Annotated in this window: 14 protein-coding genes; 5 read left to right on the forward strand and 9 right to left on the reverse strand. The window is 46.3% G+C overall.

Going from position 1 to position 19901, the window contains the following annotated elements:
• Positions 1-11: 11 nt before the first annotated feature.
• The 5 genes from FHW36_RS02055 to FHW36_RS02075 all read right to left on the reverse strand — a co-directional run bounded on the left by FHW36_RS02055 (position 12) and on the right by FHW36_RS02075 (position 6041).
• A complete protein-coding gene (locus tag FHW36_RS02055) occupies positions 12-2948 on the reverse strand; it encodes a M16 family metallopeptidase (RefSeq protein WP_145661471.1) in 2937 nt (978 codons plus the stop codon).
• Between the two features lie 162 nt (positions 2949-3110).
• Positions 3111-3440, reverse strand: a complete 330-nt coding sequence (locus FHW36_RS02060) for a hypothetical protein (RefSeq protein WP_145661474.1) — start codon at positions 3438-3440, stop codon at positions 3111-3113.
• Between the two features lie 31 nt (positions 3441-3471).
• Positions 3472-4422, reverse strand: coding sequence for an outer membrane beta-barrel protein (locus tag FHW36_RS02065; RefSeq protein WP_145661477.1), 951 nt, complete (start codon positions 4420-4422; stop codon positions 3472-3474).
• A gap of 16 nt (positions 4423-4438) precedes the next feature.
• Positions 4439-5515, reverse strand: a complete 1077-nt coding sequence (locus FHW36_RS02070) for an anti-sigma factor family protein (RefSeq protein WP_145661480.1) — start codon at positions 5513-5515, stop codon at positions 4439-4441.
• 40 nt (positions 5516-5555) lie between these two features.
• Positions 5556-6041: an RNA polymerase sigma factor gene (locus FHW36_RS02075; RefSeq protein ID WP_145661482.1), complete on the reverse strand. Its 486-nt coding sequence runs from the start codon at positions 6039-6041 to the stop codon at positions 5556-5558.
• Between the two features lie 366 nt (positions 6042-6407).
• Here FHW36_RS02075 and kbl point away from each other — a divergent pair, with 366 nt between their 5' ends.
• From kbl to FHW36_RS02095, 4 genes are all read left to right on the forward strand, one after another.
• Entirely contained in the window at positions 6408-7595 is a 1188-nt protein-coding gene (kbl, locus tag FHW36_RS02080) for a glycine C-acetyltransferase (protein ID WP_145661485.1), read from the forward strand.
• A 147-nt stretch (positions 7596-7742) separates the two neighbouring features.
• Positions 7743-8513, forward strand: a complete 771-nt coding sequence (locus tag FHW36_RS02085; protein ID WP_246121042.1) for a penicillin-binding transpeptidase domain-containing protein — start codon at positions 7743-7745, stop codon at positions 8511-8513.
• Positions 8514-8700: 187 nt separating this feature from the next.
• Positions 8701-9723, forward strand: a complete 1023-nt coding sequence (locus FHW36_RS02090; protein ID WP_145661488.1) for a VWA domain-containing protein — start codon at positions 8701-8703, stop codon at positions 9721-9723.
• Between the two features lie 15 nt (positions 9724-9738).
• Positions 9739-10539 (forward strand): tetratricopeptide repeat protein, encoded by an 801-nt coding sequence (locus tag FHW36_RS02095; protein ID WP_145661491.1) that lies wholly within the window; start codon positions 9739-9741, stop codon positions 10537-10539.
• A 369-nt stretch (positions 10540-10908) separates the two neighbouring features.
• Here FHW36_RS02095 and FHW36_RS02100 read toward each other — a convergent pair whose 3' ends face one another.
• The 4 genes from FHW36_RS02100 to FHW36_RS02115 form a co-directional block, all read right to left on the reverse strand.
• Positions 10909-12033: an efflux RND transporter periplasmic adaptor subunit gene (locus tag FHW36_RS02100; RefSeq protein WP_222428977.1), complete on the reverse strand. Its 1125-nt coding sequence runs from the start codon at positions 12031-12033 to the stop codon at positions 10909-10911.
• Positions 12034-12071: 38 nt separating this feature from the next.
• Entirely contained in the window at positions 12072-15314 is a 3243-nt protein-coding gene (locus FHW36_RS02105) for an efflux RND transporter permease subunit (RefSeq protein WP_145661494.1), read from the reverse strand.
• A gap of 55 nt (positions 15315-15369) precedes the next feature.
• Positions 15370-16785, reverse strand: coding sequence for a TolC family protein (locus FHW36_RS02110; RefSeq protein ID WP_145661497.1), 1416 nt, complete (start codon positions 16783-16785; stop codon positions 15370-15372).
• Between the two features lie 112 nt (positions 16786-16897).
• A complete protein-coding gene (locus tag FHW36_RS02115; protein WP_145661500.1) occupies positions 16898-17761 on the reverse strand; it encodes a helix-turn-helix domain-containing protein in 864 nt (287 codons plus the stop codon).
• Positions 17762-17936: 175 nt separating this feature from the next.
• On the opposite strand from FHW36_RS02115, the gene ispG reads away from it, so the two are divergent.
• Entirely contained in the window at positions 17937-19895 is a 1959-nt protein-coding gene (gene ispG / locus FHW36_RS02120; protein ID WP_145661502.1) for a (E)-4-hydroxy-3-methylbut-2-enyl-diphosphate synthase, read from the forward strand.
• Positions 19896-19901: the final 6 nt, after the last annotated feature.

Below are 19901 nucleotides of genomic sequence, written 5' to 3' on the forward strand. Positions count from 1 at the left end.
AGCAGATACTGTTAGTAGCCGAAAATCTCTTCCAGGGAGAGTTTCTTCACTGCTCCATATTTCTTCAGCTCTTCGCCCACCTTCTTCTCAGAAGCAACGATGCAATAAGTATATGGTTTATGAGCGAGATATTCATCATGGAATTTCTTCACTTCATCGAAATTCATTTTATCAATAGACTCATACACCTGCTTACGGATATCTGTGTTCAGTCCCAGCTTTTGTGCCGCCAGGTAGCTGAAAATAATACCGTCGTTTGTGATACGCTCTGTTTCGATATCCTGTTTCATGCTTTCCTTGGCTGTTTCCAACAGTTTATCGGAACGAGGAATATCATTCAGCAATTCATTCATGCCGGTGATCGCATCATTCATTTTATCGGCCTGGCTGCCTACGTAAGCGATGGCAGAATAGCGTTCACTCTTCTTATCCGGTGATGCCAGGAATGCATAAGTAGAATAGGCCAATGCTTTAGACTCACGGATAGTCTGGAATACCACGGAACCCATTCCACCGCCAAAGTAGCTGTTAAACAGCGTTACTATGCCTGTTTTAGCAGGATCATATACATCGGTATTTCTCAGCCAGTTTACTTCCGTTTGTACCATATCGTAATCAGCAAACAGTACCTGGTTTTGAGCCTGGTTGTCCTTTACAAACTTAACCGCTGCTGGTGCTACTTTAAAGCTGGCGGGCAGTGTGTGTAATTTTTTCACATCGGCAGCAGCTGTCTCCAGTGGTTGAGGTCCCCAATAAATGATAGTATGCTTATAGGCAGGCAGCTCGTGCAGGATATCGGTCAACTCTGTAGCAGTGATCGCATCCAGTTCTGCCTGGCTCAACTGGTTATTGAATGGGTTTTTAGCACCATACATGGCATAGTTTACCACGCCTTTCATGATAGCGCCTTTATTCAGTTTACTATCTGCGCGGGCTTTCTGTAAACGACCTTTCAGCGCAGCCAAAGCAGCTTCGTCTGGCTTACAGTTAGCAATCACGTGTTCAAATAAAGCAACCGCTTTATCGAAGTTATCCTGCAAACCGGAGATAGAAATGGTGGTATTGTCTGTGGAGGCTGATATACTGAAGTTACAGGCGATATTGTAAAATTCTTTGCTGATCTGCTCGGAGGTGTATTTATCCGTACGCAGGAATTGCAGGTATTGGGCTGCCAGCGGAAGCTTTTTACTATTCCAGCTACCCATATCGAAACGATAGTACAGGTGGAACAGACCGTTGTCTTTGTTCTGTACGTACATCATATCAGTATTACCAACTGTAGTTTTCTGGATGTCTTTTTCATAATCCAGCCACTGTGGCTTTACTGGGGTGGCAGGCATAGCGGCTACCTGTTTCAGGAATGAAGATTGTGCTTCTCTGTTTACTTCTACTGGTGTAATAGCTGGCTTCTCTACTTTCTGGATGTTTTTATCTTCACCTTTGCGTTTGTAGATGATCACATAATTATCGTTGAGGTATTTATTGGCATAGTCAACGATTTGTTTTTTTGTAACAGTGCCCATATCATCTACATAAGCTACGTCATGTGCCCAATCCTGCGCCCGGCTTTTAATGAAAGCATCCATCAGGGAGGTAGCGCGGTTATTGTTGTTTTCCAATCCCTGGAGCTCGCTCAGCTTGGCATTGTTAACGATGGCTTTTACCAACGTTTCATCGAATTCTCCTTTTTTCAGGATTTCCAGCTGCCCCAGTAACAACGCCTTTACATCTTCCAGGGTTTGGCCTTGTTTGGCTTTACCGCTGAGGGAGAAGATGGAGTAATCCTTCAGGCTCATTACTCCTGCGCTGGCGTTCAACACTTTTTGTTGTTTGTTGATATTCAGGTCGAGCAGACCGGCTTTCCCATTTTGGAGAATAGAACCCATTACGCCCAATACCAGGTTAGATTTAGTATCCAGTGCGCCAGGCATTCTGAAGGCAATATCTACGCTTTCAGCATCGGGGCCTAATACTTCTTTCACTACCGGCGCTTTGATAGGGGCTTCCGGCACAGGCTTGTATTCCTTTACCGGCTTAGCTTTCATATAAGCGAATTTCTGATCAATTAACTTAACTACATAATCCGGGTCAAAGTCACCCGCCATTACTACCGCCATATTGTTAGGCACATAGTACTCATTATAGAACTGGCGAATCGCCTTCAGGTTTGGATTCTTTAGGTGTTCAATGGTACCAATGGTAGACTGTTGGCCGTAGTTATGCGTTGGGAACAAGGCAGCAAGCATGGTTTCATATACTTTGCGGCCATCATTATCCAATCCACGGTTTTTTTCTTCGTACACGGCTTCCAGCTCTGTATGGAACAGGCGGAAAACGGGGTCGCGGAAGCGTTCTGCCTGAACGGTCAGGTACTTATCGATGGCGTTGGACGGGATGTCTTCTTCATAGATGGTTTCTTCCACCCAGGTGTGGGCATTGGTGCCCTGGGCACCCATACCGGTCATCATTTTATCGTATTCGTTGGCAATCGCATATTTGGCGGCGATACCGGATACGCTGTCGATTTCATGATAAACTACTTTACGCGCAGCAGGATCCACCGTTTTGTTGTACTTATCGTACAAATCGGAGATTTTGTCAATCAGTGGTTTTTCTTTTGCCCAGTCGAGCGAACCATACTGCTGGGTACCTTTAAACAACAGGTGCTCCAGGTAGTGGGCCAGGCCTGTATGATCTTTCGGATCATTATCGCTACCTGCGCGGGTGCCGATCAAGGTCTGGATTCTGGGATCTTTTTTATTGACACTCAGGATAACGGTCAATCCGTTTTTCAACGTGTAAAAACGGGCCTTCATCGGGTCATTGGAAATGTACTTGTAGGTGTATCCACCAGAAGTAGCCTCTTTCCATTGATATTTTTCCTGGGCTCCTGCAGTTTGTAAAGTGCAGGCAAACAGGAATAGTGATACGACTCTTTTAAGACTCATACAATAGTTGGTTTTTTGAAATTTGTCTGTCAAATATACCGGAAGTGAAAAATAAATAAATATAAAAATGGGGAGAATTGTATGAGCGGTAGATAAAACGAGGGGGCAACCGATTGTTAAATCGGTCATTATCTTAACAAGTGGATGATTTCAGGGATAATTTCAGGGAATATTGTTGTTATACTGGAAATATTTTCCTTTTGCCAGGGCCTGGCGAAACAACAGGGAATCATATGCTCTGGGAGCATGATCGGGCTTTTTAGCATGGCTTCTGATCCGGGGAGGATTTGTGGGCAGGGTAACCAGGCTGGCAGTATGGGCAATATAACTTGCAGGTCTGGCTGGAGACTCCATCTTTACATATATTTCTGGCGAAGGCACCACCTTATTTTCGTTATTTTTTTCAAGTCTTACACCCAAAAGGCGCTTCTCACAGGAATGAATCCATGCAATGCAGGCAATACATGTCATCAGTGCAACAAAAGAACGCATAAATACAATTTAGGACTGGCTAAAATAGAGCTTAGAAACCGTTCAACCGGATACCGATTGAGAACGGATATTGTTGTAACCCATAATCATGCAACGGCGTGAGGGCAAAATTTGCATACAACTTCACAGGACCATACCCTAACTCACTGGTTAAACCGAAACGCCATTTGTTGAGATTAAAGTCATCAGTTTTTCTCACTTTACCTCTTTCCTGGCTGATTTGTTTTGTCCGGGATTTGAGCAGATAACCACCAGAGACACCAAAACTCGCCTGGAACGCGCGGCTCGGGCGGGCGGGGTTAGAATTAAAATTAAGCATTACCGGTACGGATATATATTCGGCGAATAGCTTATTCTTTGAAAATTCTACGGTATCCCGGATTATTTGTGTAGGATAGCCCGGCAGATATGTAATGCTGCGGGCAAACCTATAGTTATTCATTTCTAATCCTAAAGCGTATAACAAGTTTAGTTTGTGTTTTGTTATATTAAGCCGCTGTTCAAACAACCAGATATTGAAATTGATCGATTTTCCGGTGATAAGTTTAAATTCCGATGGTGTTAAAGGTTCGCTGGCTTCCCGGGGGGCAAAGGTGGCCAGTCCGGCCGCGGAATAGTCGTATGACCGCTGGGCTGCGGCGTTCATGGCTACTGCTCCATTATAATAATTGCTGTTATTGGGATAATAATTGATAAAGCTGGCGCCTGTATAGTCACTGCGATCAATATAGTTATTGAATCCCAGGTCAAATACAAACCATTTCGTTTGCAGGTTTTTCTTCAGCTTATGCCGGGCATAGGCTGTATCATTATAAAATTTATAACTGGTACGTCCCTTATCATTCTTTCCTTTTATGATGATGAGTCCTTTTATCTGTATGGTATCCGGGGTAGCCGGAGTGTTTTTTGTATCTGCCTTTTGCGCATGAGCCCATTCGCCACATAATACCAGTAACAAAATGAGTAAAATTTTATGCTTCATATGCTATGACCATGATTTATTGTTTGTTCCGTTTACGGGAGAAAAACTTTGCTACGTTGGTTACTTTGTCGAGTAATTTACTGTCGCTGCCGCTTACAGACATAATCAGCTCACCCTGAATTGGCTGTGGTGTTTCAGCGGGCGTTATTTTATTAATACCGGCGCTATTCGGAATTTTAGTGTTGACAGCCAGCATGGGTTCGTTACTTACTTCCGGATGAATGGCCGTTGAACTAGGTATATTATCTGTTTGCTGCCTGTGTTGCGCCACTACTTCTTCCACTGAATTACGCTGTGGAGGCAGTTGTGACATAACCGGCACATCTGTTTTGGGAGCTGCAGTGATGGTTTGCTCCTGTGTTGCCTTTACGTCGGCAGTTGTTGTTTTTCTTTCCCTGGTAGCCAACTTTTTATGATTGGTGGCCAACAGCGGCGAAGCTGGCGGGGTGGGAGCTGCAGGAGCAGTTACTGATGGTGTGGCTACGGGAGCTTCAGCGATTGGTGTGGCCGTTGGAGCCGGGATAACCGGCTTAGGAGCCGTTACCGTTCCTTTATCTGCCAGGGCTGGCGCTCCGGTAGGGTGATTACCTGTTGGCAACAGCCAGATAACCAGGCCGGCTACCACTGCGGCGGCGGCCGCTATCCACCCCAGGCGGCGGTAAATGGGTGCAGTTTTGCGCTCACTACTCCGGTACAGGGAAGCTTTATCTGTAAATACCAGGCTGGTATCGGGTGTTAATTTAGTCGCCTGTAATAACGCCAGCTCCTTTTGGGTGCCGGGGTGTTGCTCCAGGTATTCTTGTAGTGCTTTCTCTTCCGCAGCTGTCAACTCTCCGTCGATGTAGCCCAGCATGAGTTCTTCCATGTCTGGCAATCCCGGAACTCCGCTTCTGTATAATGCAGCTTTATTATCAAAGGAGAGCGTTTTATCCGGAACCAGCCGCGTGCCTTCCAGCAATTCCAGCTCCTGCAGGAATTGAGGATGCTCCCGGAGAAAAAGTTCCAGGGCTGCCTGTTCTGCTTCATTCAGCTCACCATCGATGTAGCTGAGCAGAAACGACTCGTAGTTTGATATGTTAATCTCGATTGACAAGATTTTTATTTATTATCAATATTTTATAAAATAAAACTATTTATATTACGTTTTCCATCTTTACCAGGTAATTTTTAAGATGGATCCTGGCTCTATGCAGGTACACTTTTACCTGGGAAGGGTTTAATCCCATCATTTCTCCAATTTCGTCGTAAGAGTACCCTTCATAATCCTTCAGCATTACGAGGGAGCGCTGCACTTCACTCAATTTCGACAATGCTTTTTCAATCACTTCCTTGGCATTGTGCACTTTATGATCCGAAATTTTCTCTTCGTCCTTGAATTGTTCTACCAGTGTAACCCGCTTAACCTTACGTACATGGTCGATCATATTGTGGTAGCCCACTGTAAACAGGTATGACTTTGCCTTTTCAAAAGGCACATCCTGACAGTGTTTCCACAATATTTCGAATGAATTCTGTACTACGTCCCTGGCGTCTTCCGCGTGTTCCAGATTTTTAACGATAAAGCGGAACAGGTTGTCCGAATACAGATCCACGCATTTATTGTACTCCTTTTCCGTCATTCCGGTGGTGCGGGATTTTAGTGCTAAGATCCGACAAATACTTTAATACCCATCATTGACAAATCCATCATAGTTACCCACACCAGCTCTAAAGTCCGAAAATTCAATCCTCCACAGTTGTAGTAACGTCATTTGAACTAATAATCAACCCTTTATCTAGTATGCTCTTTTAGCATTTCTTTTCCAGAGGCCGTTTATCAGTTTTTCATTTCATGGCATTTATAATCATGATAGTACTATGACGCAGTGTGACGGCTAAATGTTACACCTTGGTCAAACTTTTTGGTTATCCACCCGTTACTCATTTGCGCGAGCAATTATCGTAATACATTTATTGTCAGATTCAATCTAAACATTGGAATTTTTATGAACGAGCAGTTTATCACCCGTTTACGGGAAGAACTCGGCGATATCAACAAGGCCGGCCTGTATAAGAGAGAACGTATTATTACATCAGCGCAGGGAGCTGAAATACAGGTGGGAGGTAAAACGGTGCTAAATTTCTGTGCCAATAACTACCTGGGCCTGTCTTCTCACCCGGCGGTTATTAAAGCAGCCAAGGAAGCAATTGATACCCATGGCTATGGGATGAGTAGTGTACGCTTCATTTGCGGTACACAGGATATTCACCGGGAGCTGGAAGAAAAGATTTCTAAATTCCTGGGGACGGAAGATACTATCTTATATGTGGCTGCTTTCGACGCCAATGGAGGCGTATTTGAACCCCTGTTTAATGAACAGGATGCCATTATATCCGATGCTTTGAACCATGCTTCCATTATCGATGGCGTGCGCTTGTGTAAAGCACAGCGTTTTCGTTACGAGCACAACAATATGGCCGACCTGGAGGCAAAACTCCAGGAAGCAAAAGATTGCCGTAGCCGTATCATCGTAACAGACGGGTCTTTCAGTATGGATGGTACTATTGCCCAGCTGGATAAGATCTGCGAGCTGGCCGATAAATATAACGCCATTGTCATGTCTGATGAGAGCCATTCCTCTGGCTTCCTGGGCAAAACAGGCCGTGGTACTCACGAATACAGAGGCGTAATGGGTCGTGTAGACATTATTACCGGTACTTTGGGTAAGGCCCTCGGTGGTGCTTCCGGCGGATTTACCAGCGGTCGCAAAGAGGTGATAGACATCCTGCGTCAGCGCAGCCGTCCTTATCTCTTTTCCAATTCCGTAGCCCCCAGCATAGTAGGCGCCTCCATTGCAGTGCTGGATATGCTGAGTGAAACTACTGCCTTACGTGATAAACTGGAATATAACACCAAATACTTCCGTACTAAAATGACGGAGGCTGGTTTTGATATCAAACCCGGCGATCATCCGATTGTTCCGGTAATGCTGTACGATGCCGTATTAAGCGCCCAGTTTGCCGACAAACTTTTGCAGGAAGGCATTTACGTTATCGGCTTCTTCTTCCCGGTAGTTCCGAAAGGTCAGGCACGCATCCGCGTACAACTGAGTGCTGGTCATGAACAGGAACATCTCGACAGGGCCATTGCCGCCTTCACCAAGGTGGGTAAGGAACTGGGAGTTATTAAATAAACGAAAAAGCTGAAAGCATAAAGCAAAAAGCTATTGAGGCGTAGAATCGCTGCGGATATTAAAGTCGCACTGGTCATTCGCCTCAATAGCTTTTTGCTTTATGCTTTCAGCTTTTTGCTACTTTTGCAGCTCATAATTCAATCATTTATGCTGATGAAACGGTTTGGCTGGATGTTATTAGCGATAGGTTTGTCGCTTGCGGCCTGCGCACCCAATAACGTAAAAGAAGAAAAAGGCTGGGAAAAATACTTCGCCCAATACAAGGTAGAAGGCACTTTCATGTTATTTAACAATAGCCAGGGCACCTTCCAGGTATACAATCTCGAAAGAGCCCAGAAACGCTTTCAGCCAGCTGCATCCTTCGATATATTCACGTCTCTTATCGGTGTACATACCGGTGCTATCAAGGATACCAATATGGTGATCCAGGACCTGAGCATGGCGCAGGCTTTTAAACAGTCGAACGTCCCTTATTTCCAGGAAGTAGCCCGCCGTATTGGTCAGCCTACCATGAAAATGTGGTTGGATTCTATTAAATATGGCAACATGAAAATCAGCCGGGTAGATACTTTCTGGCTGGACAACTCCCTGCTGGTTTCTCCGGATGAAGAGCTGGGTTTTGCCAAAAAGCTGTATTTCGACCAGCTGCCGTTCGCCAAAACCACGATGAAAACCGTGCGGGACGTCATGCTCATGGAAAAAACGCCGAAATATGAACTGTCCTATAAAACCGGATGGGACAATGCCGATGTAAAAAAGCTGGGCTGGGTAGTAGGCTGGATAGAAGAAAACAGGCACCCCTCCTTCTTTATACTTAATATAGAAACAGAAGATCCCAAAGTGGATATCCCTGCTGTACGCATGGCTATCCTGAAAGATATCCTGACAGATGCCGGATATTTTAAAGGAGAAATGTAATTTTCCGCACTTCAGTGGTTTGCAGGCAACAAGACCTGCAAACCACTACCAGGTTTCCCGCTCCCACACTGCGGATCGTTAAAAAAACGATAAAACCCCAACCCAACGGCTTGCAATACGTGACAAAAAAATTATTTTTGATACCTTACCAGGTTTACTGCCGGTAACGGATATCTTAAAATCGAATATGTTACGATTTCAGCATAGTGAGTATTTATGGGCCTTGGTACTGTTGCTGGTACTACAGGTGGCCTTTTTGGGTGTATCCTGGTGGAAACGCCGTTCTATACGCCGTATTGGCGACCAGGCACTGGTAGAAAAGCTTTTTACCGGCTATTCCCGTAAACTCTTTATAGTAAAGTTCCTCCTTATTTTCCTGGCCTTTTTCTTTGGGGTGGTTGGTCTTGCCAACCTCCAGAAAGGCAGCCGTATGGAAAAGATCACCCGCAAGGGCGTGGACGTGATGATAGCCCTGGACGTGAGTAAAAGTATGCTGGCTACCGATGTGCAACCCGACCGCCTTACCCGAGCCCGTCAGCTCGTTAGTAAATTAATGGACAAACTGGATAACGACCGGATTGGGCTGGTGGTATTTGCCGGCAATGCTTATCTCCAGATGCCGCTGACCGTAGATTATTCTGCTGCGAAAATGTATCTCAGTACCGTATCTCCCGAAATGATCCCCTCACAGGGAACCGCTATCGGTCAGGCAATACAGGTGGCAGATGATGCTTTCAATAAAAAGGAACGCAAGCATAAAGCCCTCATTATCATATCAGATGGGGAAGATCATGACGAAACCGCCATCCAGCGTACCAAAGCTGCCTTCGAAAATGGGGCAGTTACCAACACCATCGGCATTGGCTCCCCTTCTGGATCCCCGCTGCCCGACCCGGAAACCGGCGGTTATAAAAAAGACAGAGAAGGCAAAACCGTTATTTCTAAATTGAATGAAGCGGAACTCAAATCTATTGCCGCCGCAGGCAAAGGCATCTATGAACACCTGGATAATAATACAGATGATGTAGTGGCTACACTGGTGAACAAGATAGATAGCATGGAGCAGAAAGAATTTGGAGAAAACGTTTTCACCGACTACAATAGCTATTTTCAATATTTCCTGGGCATATGCCTGGCGCTGCTGCTGATAGAATTTTTTATTCCTGAAGTACGGCACAAACGTACTTCAGATACCGCCTCAGCGGCTTAATTACAATAATGGCTCATGAAAATTACTTTTTTAAAATATTGTTTTATTACCACGGTGGCCCTGCTTTCCGGCGTTAGCCTGTTTGCACAAAACGGCGCCAATAAATACATCCGCAAGGGAAATGAACTGTATCAAAAACAACAGTTTTCCGATGCTGAAGCAGCCTATAAAAAAGCGGTAGAACAAAATGCACAATCACCTGTAGGCAGCTATAACCTGGGCAATTCACTATACCAGCAAAAACGCTATGATGACGCCCGCACCCAATACGCCAATAGCCTGAAGCTGGGTACTAAACAAGGCCTTAAATCCGATGCCGATTACAACATTGGTAACACCTACATGGAAGGAAAAAAATGGGAGGAAAGTATTAAATCCTACAAACAAGCGCTAAAACTCAACCCTTCCGATGAAGATGCCCGTTATAACCTGGCATATGCCCAGGCTATGCTGAAAAAACAACAGCAAGGCGGTGGCGGTAACGACAAAAACAAAGATAAAAACAAAGACAAGAATAAGGATAAAAATAAGGATCAGAACAAGAACGATAAGAACAAAGACCAGGACAAAAAGGATCAAAACAAAGACCAGCAGGATAAGGACAAAAACAAGGATCAGAATAAAGATCAGAACAAAGACCAGCAGAACAAAGACAAAGAAGACCAGGAACAGCAGAAACCGCAGCCACAGCCCAGCAAAATGAGCAAGCAGGAAGCGGAACGCTTATTACAGGCATTGTCGCAGGAAGAAAAGAAATTGCAGGATAAAGCCAAGAAAGTAAAAGGACAACCGATGCAGGCAGAAAAAGACTGGTAATCGGTAGCCATCTTTCAACGATATCAACCTCCCGGAGTAGTTCTTTGGGAGGTTTTATTTTTCACAAAAGGGTAGGCAATAAAAAACCGGAATAAGATTATTCCGGCCGTTTTACCTAAACCTACAACTGTTACCCGTTGGTAACAATTCTCTTTTTGTGGTTTAAAGCAACAGCGCCTCCTTTTACAGAAGCGCTGATAGCTCATTCATCCGGGAAATAGTTTGCCTGCTATAGGTCACTCTTTACATTACCGTATATAGGCCAATTTTATTGATGCTTCATTATTTGATCCGTTCAACCATTGTATTGATTCTTCTACCAAATTGATTCATCTGTTCACAAACTATTCCCGTCCTTAAACACACACATTATTTTGCTATCACCTGTAAAGGTGTTCCGTCTTTTATTTCATCACTACCATTTTGTACCAGCTGATCATCATCCGATAAATCGCCGAATACTTCTATCTTCCCGTTCGATTCGTTACCGCATTTTACCGGCGTCCATACTGCCTTATTCATCACCGATTTGATCACAAATACTTTTTCTGAATTGCTTACCACGGCAGACTTAGGCACCACATAGACATCTTTTTTGCCGGGTAGCGGCATTTGAACCTCGGCATACATACCTGGTAATAGCCGGGCGTTTTTGTTGGCCACATCCATCTCCAGGGTTTCAGACCGGAGTTTCACATCCAGACTACCGGCTATACGGCTCACTTTTGCAGTGAAAGTATCGCCTGGCAGGGATTTTACGGTAAAGCGAACATCTTCTGCCCGATGCGCTTCTTCTGTATATACTTCGGGAACGGCAATGGATAAACGTAGTTTTTGTTGTTCTTCTATGCGAAACAACGGTTTATCGGAACCCTTACCGGCAGGGCCTACATAAGTTCCGGGGTGCACATTACGCTGACTGATAACACCGCTGAAAGGTGCCCGGATCACCAGGTAGCCCAGCATTTGCTGCACTTCGTGATAAGAAGAACGGGCAGACAACAGTTCCGCACTGTCGGCGCTCATTTTTTCAAAGGCCATATCCAGGTCATTGGGAGAAATAGTTCCCGGCACTTTGCTCGTTTTCAGCAAACGTTCGTAGGTGGCCCTGCTGGCACGAAACATGGCTTCTTTGGTATGAAGGCGGGACTGTGCTTCCAGTAGCTGTGTATTCATTTCCGGCGCATCGAGGGTAGCCAGAACCTGCCCTGCTGTTACCTGGCTTCCCAGGTCTACATTTACATTCTTCACATAGCTATTCACTTTGGCATACAGGTCGGCAAACTGGAAGGGCTTTATTTCACCTGGCAGCCGGAGAGAAGCGTCCAGCTGGCTTTTCTGCAGATGAATCACCTTTACCTGCACACTGTGACTCTCAGTGCCCGACTCATCTTCTGCATGGGAGCTGTGGCAGGAAGCGAAAAATAATCCAAGGGGCAGCAATGCAGCAGCCGTCATCACAGTATACGACAGGCTGTATTTATTTATGTTCATGATATTGATATGTCGTTTAGTCATTATAGTTATACTCATTAAACGCGCGGAGCGCCTGGCACATAATACTCGCTGTTTTCGTCTTCGGGATCCAGCGACACTGATTTTACACTGGTTTTCTGCTGTACCCAGGAGAAGATCAGTGGCAGAATAAACAGGGAAGCCATGGTACTGGCAATCAAGCCGCCAATAACCGCGCGTCCCAACGGAGCGGTTTGATCGCCGGCCTCACCCAGTCCGGAGGCCATTGGAATCATACCGGCTACCATCGCAATACTGGTCATCAGGATAGGACGCAAACGGATAGACGTTCCTTCCAGCGCCGACCTGCGGGCATCATGGTTCTCGAGTCGTAATTTTTCCGCGTTGGTAATCAACAGGATTGCATTGGCTACCGACACCCCCACCGACATGATAATACCCATATACGATTGCAGGTTCAATGTGGATCCTGTGATCAGCAACATAATTAAAGATCCTGCCAGTACCGCAGGGATGGTAGACACTACCACCAATGCTACTTTAAACGACTGGAAATTGGCTGCCAGGAGTAACAGGATCACCACAATAGCCACCAGCAAACCGGATTGCAGGCTGTTCAGTGTATCGTCCAACAGGTTCATTAGCCCGCGCTTCTCCACGGAAATACCACGGGGAGGCTCACCCGCTCTCTTTATTGCTGCTGCTACCGCTTCAGATGCCTTGCCCAAATCTTTCTTATGAATATTAGCGCCGATAGATACAATCCTTACCGGGCCAATACGATCATACTCTCCGACCACCGTATCGGGTGTTAAAGTGGCCACATCTCCCAAAGAAGGACGGGTTTTATCCTTGCTGATAGGAATGGCTGCCATATCACTGATAGAAGTCATTTCATTTTCAGGTACCGATATCTGCACAAAATACGACGTGGCATTACGTTCATCCAACCAGTTATTTTTTTCTGTAAAGCGGCTGGAAGAAGTAGAGGCCGTTAATGACTTGGCAATATCTGTGATGCTTACCCCCAACTGACCAGCCCGCTCACGATCGATGTTGATACGGATAGCAGGATAATTCATAGGCTGGTTAATCTGTATATCCCGCAGGTAAGGAATCTTCTTCATTTCTTCCATTACTCTTTCTGCATAGGGTACACTTTCTTTCAGATTTTTGCCCATTACCGCAATTTCAATAGGAGTAGACGCTCCCTGGCTCATCACTTTATCTGTGAGGTCTATCGGCTCAAAGCTCATCTTCACTTCCGGCATTTGCTCGTGGATACGCTTACGCAGCTTTTCCTTGAACTCGTCCATATTCACCTTGTAATCCTCTTTTAGATTTACCTGAAGTACGGCTTCATTAGGAGTAGCCATAAACAGGTAGATAGGATTGGTAGAATAAGACGATGGGTGGGTACCAATGAACGAGGAGGTGATATCGATATTCTTTTCGCCCACCAACTCCTTCAGGATATCCGTTGATTTAATAACCATGGTTTCCGTCCGTTCCAGCCGGGTACCAGTTGACTGCCGGAGGCGCAACTGGAATTGCCCGTTATTTAGTTTAGGTAATATATCACGGCCTATAACGCTTACACATAGCACTACAATGGCGATAATACCAATAAAATAAGCACCTATTACCAGTTTGCGTCTTTTCAGTAATGTTTCCAGCCAGCTTATGAAACGCAGCTTGAACCGGTCGAAGCCTGAAATGGTTTGCTGGTGCTGTTTTTCATCGGCAATCTCTGTTTCAATATAGCCCGCGGTTTTATGCGGATCATCGCTATGCACATGTGGCCGGGCGTGATGCTGGAATTTTTCTGCCTTTAGCATCCAGTTGGCCAGGATGGGTACCAATGTTTGCGATAGCAGGTAGGAAGCGATCATAGAAAACCCGATAGCCAGCGACAATGGCATGAACATCGACCTGGGCACGCCCACCATAGTAAAGGAAGGCGCAAATACCGCCAGGATACAAAACAGGATCAACAGCTTGGGAAAAGCTATTTCCTGGCATGCATGCCATACCGCCTGGGCCTTCGTTTTGCCCATTTCCAGGTGCTGGTGAATATTTTCAATGGTTACCGTTGACTCATCTACCAGGATACCAATAGCCAGTGCTAATCCGCTCAACGTCATGATGTTGATGGTTTGTCCGGCCAGTTTCAGGAACATTACCCCAACGATAATAGAAACCGGGATGGTAATGATAACGATATAGGCGCTGCGGCGGTCACCCAAAAACAAGAGCACCATCAAAGCCGTCAATACCGCCCCTATAACCCCCTCACTGATCAGGCTTTTTACTGCATTGATTACATACACGCTCTGGTCAAATACAAAAGATACTTTCACATCTTCCGGCAGCAGTTTCTGGATATTGGGCAATGCCGCTTTCAGGTTGTTTACCACCGTCCAGGTAGAGGCATCTGCGGTTTTAATAACGGGGAGATAAACAGCGCGTTTTCCGTTGATCACGGCGTAGCTGGTGGTTACATCTGCCGCATCTTCGACCTTCGCCACATCTCTTACAAACACGGTAGGCCCATCTCCCATAACCAGCGGAATATTTTCAAATTCCTTTACCGTACGGATAACGGTATTGGTGGGTGTGAGGTAGGTAATATCTCCGATACGTACGTTACCTGCAGGAGATATCTGGTTATTGTCTTTGATGGCAGCTACGACCTGATCGGCCGTAAGATGGTGACTACGCATCTGCTCCGGGTCCACATGAATCACAATAGTACGGGAGTTTCCTCCAAATGGCGCCGGGGAGGTGAGTCCCGCAATACGGCTGAAAGATGGGCGTACCACGGTCATGGCCAGATCCTGCAGTTCGTTGTTAGAGCGCTTGGGACTACTGAGCGCCAGCTGCCCGATGGGTAAAGTAGAAGCATCAAAACGGATAATGAAAGGCGGTTGTGTACCGGCCGGCATCGCAGAAAATGCACGATTGGCCATGGCAGTCACTTCCGCCGCCGCCTGCGCCATATTCGTCCCTTCGTAAAAAGAAATTTTAATCATGGTAAGGCCTTGTATGTTCTTGGCCTCAATATCTCTTACCCCGGTTACATACAGGAACAGGTTCTGGTAGTTGGTAGCAATAAACCCTTCCATTTGTTGCGGCGACATACCACCATAGGGCTGTGATACGTAAATGGCCGGCAGGTTGAGGTCGGGAAAAATATCTATCTTAATATCCCGCGTTGCTTTAATACCAAAAAACAATAATCCCATCACGACTACGATGACGGCTATTGGCTTTTGTAATGCGGTTTTAATCAGGTTCATAAATACTTGTTCAAAAAATGATGATTGGCTGTTTAACGCTCACTTTCACATCTACTCAAAGCTGGTTGAGAAACAATTGTAAATCCCCTACAGTAGCGGATTTATACAGGATGGCCTGCCATACGCCGTTGTAGGCAATATCGCGGTCTGTTTCTGCGCGATTAATATTATAAAGGGCCTGGGCCAGGTCTGCGATATTGGATAACCCGTTTTCATACAGCGTACTTTTCTGTAAGAAGGCGTCACTGGCAGCTTTCAGGCCAATGGGTGCTTCCCGGTATTTCTTCACCGCATTTTCTATCTGTTGTTCCGACAATTGCAGCTGGTGTTGCAGACGATTATATGTTTGGTTGTATTCGTTCTTAAGTCCTTCTGTAGTGTAATGCTGACGGGCTACCTGGGCATGGGTGCGCCACAGGTCGGTCACTGTCCAGGAAAGATTCAGTCCAACGAGATAGTTGGCAACCTGCGGTTTTACGCCTGACCAGTACCCCTGGCTGAAATGCGAAGGGTTGGCAACGCCGTAGTCGTAATCAAAGCCAGAGCCCCTGGTTTGCATGACTCCCATAAATGACAGGCGGGGCATGGCATTTTTGCTGAGCAGCTGTTGATTGGCTTCGCTCAGTGATATCCTGGAGCCAAATAAGCGGAGCAAGGGTTGCTCCTTTAGCGACACTGAATCCTGTGTTGATACAGTTTCCAGCAGCTGATTAGGAATTTTGGTCACGAACGTGGTATCCAGTGTAAAATCCTGGTCGGGTACATCCATCATTTCCGCGAGCTTATTACGTTGCGCATTTTCATAGTTCACGGCATCTATGAGTGTTAGCTGTGCTTTGGATACTTCTGCGTTGGCAATAGAGCTGTCTACCCCTGCGGTGAGGCCATTTAAAGCCCTGGAAACGATGAGGTGCCGGAGGTCTTCCGCCCGCTTGAGGTTAGATTCCATAGATCCTCTAAGCCGCTGTGCTGCCAGCAGGTTGAGATAGGCGCCGGCGATGCGTACCTGCTGTTCAAATTTTTCCTGTTCCAGGTCGGCCTGGTTGGTATTCAGTTGTTCTTTGGCGGCCAGTACTTTGGCATGTTGACGACCAAAAGTGATCACATCCCAACTAATATTGGCCAGGTATAATCCGCCGAAGGCGGCATTCCAGTTTTGCGATGTCATGGCTGGCCCCGAAGCGCCAGTAGTCCAGCCTTTATATCCCCAGGTGGGGCCATTTTCTCCATTTACGGTACCGTAACTATTCTGGGCGGCAAGATTCAGATCAGGTAAATATTCTCTTTTAACTGCGCTGATGTTTTCTGTAGCTGCTTTGGCATAGTTTTCTTTAGCCTTAATGGACTGATAATTTTTCAGGCCTGTTTGTAATGCTTCCTGCAGGGTTAGCGGGCGGGTTTGACCCATCACAGCCGCTGTACTGCAACCTGCCGACAATGCCAGCAGGAAAAGCGGTTTCCAGATGTTCATATATTAATCTATAGCGTCTAAAAATTGCCGTTGATAAGGGTTGGCAAATAAGTACGCAAATATACCCCGGGGTAAAAGGAGGGTGTTAGGACTATTTATCCATTGACTTGGACTATTTGAACATCATGTCCCGAAAATCCTGTGGGGAGATACCTGTATTATTTTTAAAAAACCGGCTAAAGTAAGCAGGGTCCTCAAATCCAAGCTCATAGCAGATCTCCTTGACACTTTTATGACTAAAGGCCAGGTTGCGTTTGGATTCGAGTACAATACGATCGTGGAGTAGTTCGGTAACAGTGCGGCCAGCCGTTTCCTTGGTGATTTCGTTTAATCTTTTAGGCGTAAGGGCAAAGGCGTTGGCATAAAAACCCACCTGGTGCTCTGTTCTGTAATGTTGTTCGAGCAGGCGGCGTAGTTGCACTACGCGGGCGTCGTGGGTAAAAGGCATCATGGTTTCAGCCGCATTGCGTTTTTTTTCCCGCTCAATAAGCAACAAGAACGCGTTGAGGTAATGTTTTACAATCCCCTGGCTGCAATGAGGCGCCGTGGTTTTTTCCTGCGCCATGAGGGAAATCAGGCCATGCAACGATGTGGAGGTATGGTCGCTGATGGTGATGGGAGCATATCCATGCCAGTTATCGAATAAGTTGGTAAAGTCGTAGAGCGTTTCCTTATCGTGTTTGTTGGTAAAATAGAACTGTTCCGTGAAATACAGGAAATGGCCTTCCCGCTCACAGTCCAGCTGATGTACCTGTCCTGGACGAAGCAGAAAAATCATATTATCTTCCACTTCATACCAAACAAAATCCACCATATGTCTGCCTTTGCCCCTGGTGATCCAGATAATCTGAAAGTGATCGTGGCGATGGGGTTGGTCAGTAAGCTCATTGCGGAATGTACCCAATGGCGCTACATTGAACTGCCCTTTGAAAGGTAGCTGCTGATAAGGAATATCTATGCTTTTATTCACTAACATATGGAAGTCCGAAATTACGCCTTTATCGCCTATTTCCGGTTCCCTGCTTCCGCCGTTCGTGGAATTTAATGTAGCTTTAAGCCGTAGCGGAAATTGCCGGCTTTCGGAGCGCCACTTTTAGCAAATTTTTACCCTACATGTTTACTAACTTTGCTCCGCAGGAAAACAAAAATGTATGCAACTCTATTGCAACTCTTTAACAGAATATAAGCGACTGGCCACCCTGGAAGTGAAGGTGGGGGATCTGATCATCGGTAACTTTAACCCGGTGCGCATTCAAACAATGACCACCACCGATACCATGGATACTGCGGCCACTGTAGCCCAAACCATCCGCTGTATTGAAGCAGGCGCTGAGCTGGTAAGAATTACCGCCCCCAGTAAGAAAGAGGCGGATAACTTATTGGTTATCAAGAATGAACTTCGCAAACAAGGATATACTACTCCCCTGGTGGCCGATATTCACTTTACCCCCAATGCCGCGGAAATTGCCGCCCGTATCGTGGAAAAAGTGCGTGTAAACCCCGGGAATTATGTAGATAAAAAGAAATTTGAACAGATTGATTATACCGACAGCGAATACCAGGAAGAAATAGACCGTATCCGGGAACGCTTTTCCCCGCTGGTAAAGATCTGTAAAGAATACGGTACTGCTATGCGCATAGGCACCAACCATGGTTCCCTGAGCGACCGCATCATGAGCCGCTATGGCGATACCCCCATGGGTATGGTGGAAAGCGCCATGGAATTCTTACGCATCGCAGAAGATCTGCATTATCGCAATATAGTGCTGAGCATGAAAGCCAGCAATCCGCAGGTAATGGTGCAGGCATACCGCCTGCTGGTACAAACCATGCAACAGGAGCTGGGACACTGCTACCCGCTGCACCTGGGCGTTACTGAAGCCGGCGATGGTGAAGATGGCCGCATTAAATCGGCTATCGGCATCGGTACGCTGCTCGAAGATGGCGTAGGTGATACTATTCGCGTATCTCTCACAGAAGATCCTGAATTTGAACTCCCGGTATGTAAGGATATCGTGAAACGCTATACTAACCGCCAGGACACCATTGCGCTCCAACCAGTTACACAGGTACCCTACTCCCCGTTTGAATACCAACGCCGAGAGAGCGTGGCCGTAGAAAATACCGGCGACAAACAAGTACCGGTGGTAGTAGCTGATTACAGCCAGCAGGGCACTCTTGCACCAGAACACTTGCAGGCTATCGGCTATGTATACGATGCCCCCAGCGATAAATGGAACATCGGAGATGCAGCAGCAGATTATTTATATACCGGCAAACAGGTTCCTGGCTTCGGCTTGCCAGGCACCCTTCGCGTGGTGGTAGATGCTGACCACTGGCAGCATACAGCTTCTTCCACTGAAATAGTACCTTACTTTACCGCCGAACAATATGTACAAGCCCTGGCCAATGGTAAAACTGCGCCGGTGAACTTTGTACAGTACGACTGTAACAGCGGTGACGCTGTCCAGGAGTCATTACTCCGCCAGTTGCAGCAACCGGCCATTGCCGCCAATACCATACTGGTGGCCACTGCTACCGGCAGCAACGCTATGGCGGCCATCAGGCATTTATTTATTTCTCTGCTGACAGACAATATCAAAGTGCCGGTAATCATACAAAGTATCAGTCAACAGCCTACGGCCGATGAACACCTGATCCACCACGCTACCGAAGCGGGCGCTCTCCTGCTGGATGGTTTCGGCGATGGCATATGGCTGACCAATCAGTCGCCTGTTGCTGGCGAAATGGCCTCGCTCAACAACATTGCCTTTGGTATTTTACAGGCTACCCGCACCCGTATTTCCAAAACAGAATATATCTCCTGCCCATCCTGCGGCCGCACCCTGTTTGACCTACAGGAAACCACTGCCAGGATACGGGCAGTAACCCATCACCTGAAAGGCGTTAAGATAGCCATCATGGGCTGTATCGTGAATGGACCCGGTGAAATGGCCGATGCCGATTTCGGATATGTAGGCAGCGGTGTAGGAAAAATTACCCTGTACAGAGGAAAAGAAATCGTGAAAAGAGGCCTTAACAGCGACGTAGCGGTGAATGAACTTATTAACCTGATCCGCGAAAACGGCATGTGGGTAGATAAGAATTAATTATTA

Origin of the sequence: Chitinophaga polysaccharea, assembly GCF_007829335.1 — a bacterium.
Taxonomy (GTDB): Bacteria; Bacteroidota; Bacteroidia; order Chitinophagales; family Chitinophagaceae; genus Chitinophaga; species Chitinophaga polysaccharea_B.

Coding starts and splice junctions, on each gene's coding strand:
- FHW36_RS02065 (WP_145661477.1), bottom strand. CDS start 4,422: ATGAAGCATAAAATTTTACTCATTTTGTTACTGGTATTATGTGGCGAA.
- FHW36_RS02105 (WP_145661494.1), bottom strand. CDS start 15,314: ATGAACCTGATTAAAACCGCATTACAAAAGCCAATAGCCGTCATCGTA.
- FHW36_RS02110 (WP_145661497.1), bottom strand. CDS start 16,785: ATGAACATCTGGAAACCGCTTTTCCTGCTGGCATTGTCGGCAGGTTGC.
- kbl (WP_145661485.1), top strand. CDS start 6,408: ATGAACGAGCAGTTTATCACCCGTTTACGGGAAGAACTCGGCGATATC.
- ispG (WP_145661502.1), top strand. CDS start 17,937: ATGCAACTCTATTGCAACTCTTTAACAGAATATAAGCGACTGGCCACC.
- FHW36_RS02085 (WP_246121042.1), top strand. CDS start 7,743: ATGCTGATGAAACGGTTTGGCTGGATGTTATTAGCGATAGGTTTGTCG.
- FHW36_RS02115 (WP_145661500.1), bottom strand. CDS start 17,761: ATGTTAGTGAATAAAAGCATAGATATTCCTTATCAGCAGCTACCTTTC.
- FHW36_RS02060 (WP_145661474.1), bottom strand. CDS start 3,440: ATGCGTTCTTTTGTTGCACTGATGACATGTATTGCCTGCATTGCATGG.
- FHW36_RS02090 (WP_145661488.1), top strand. CDS start 8,701: ATGTTACGATTTCAGCATAGTGAGTATTTATGGGCCTTGGTACTGTTG.
- FHW36_RS02095 (WP_145661491.1), top strand. CDS start 9,739: ATGAAAATTACTTTTTTAAAATATTGTTTTATTACCACGGTGGCCCTG.
- FHW36_RS02075 (WP_145661482.1), bottom strand. CDS start 6,041: ATGACGGAAAAGGAGTACAATAAATGCGTGGATCTGTATTCGGACAAC.
- FHW36_RS02055 (WP_145661471.1), bottom strand. CDS start 2,948: ATGAGTCTTAAAAGAGTCGTATCACTATTCCTGTTTGCCTGCACTTTA.
- FHW36_RS02100 (WP_222428977.1), bottom strand. CDS start 12,033: ATGAACATAAATAAATACAGCCTGTCGTATACTGTGATGACGGCTGCT.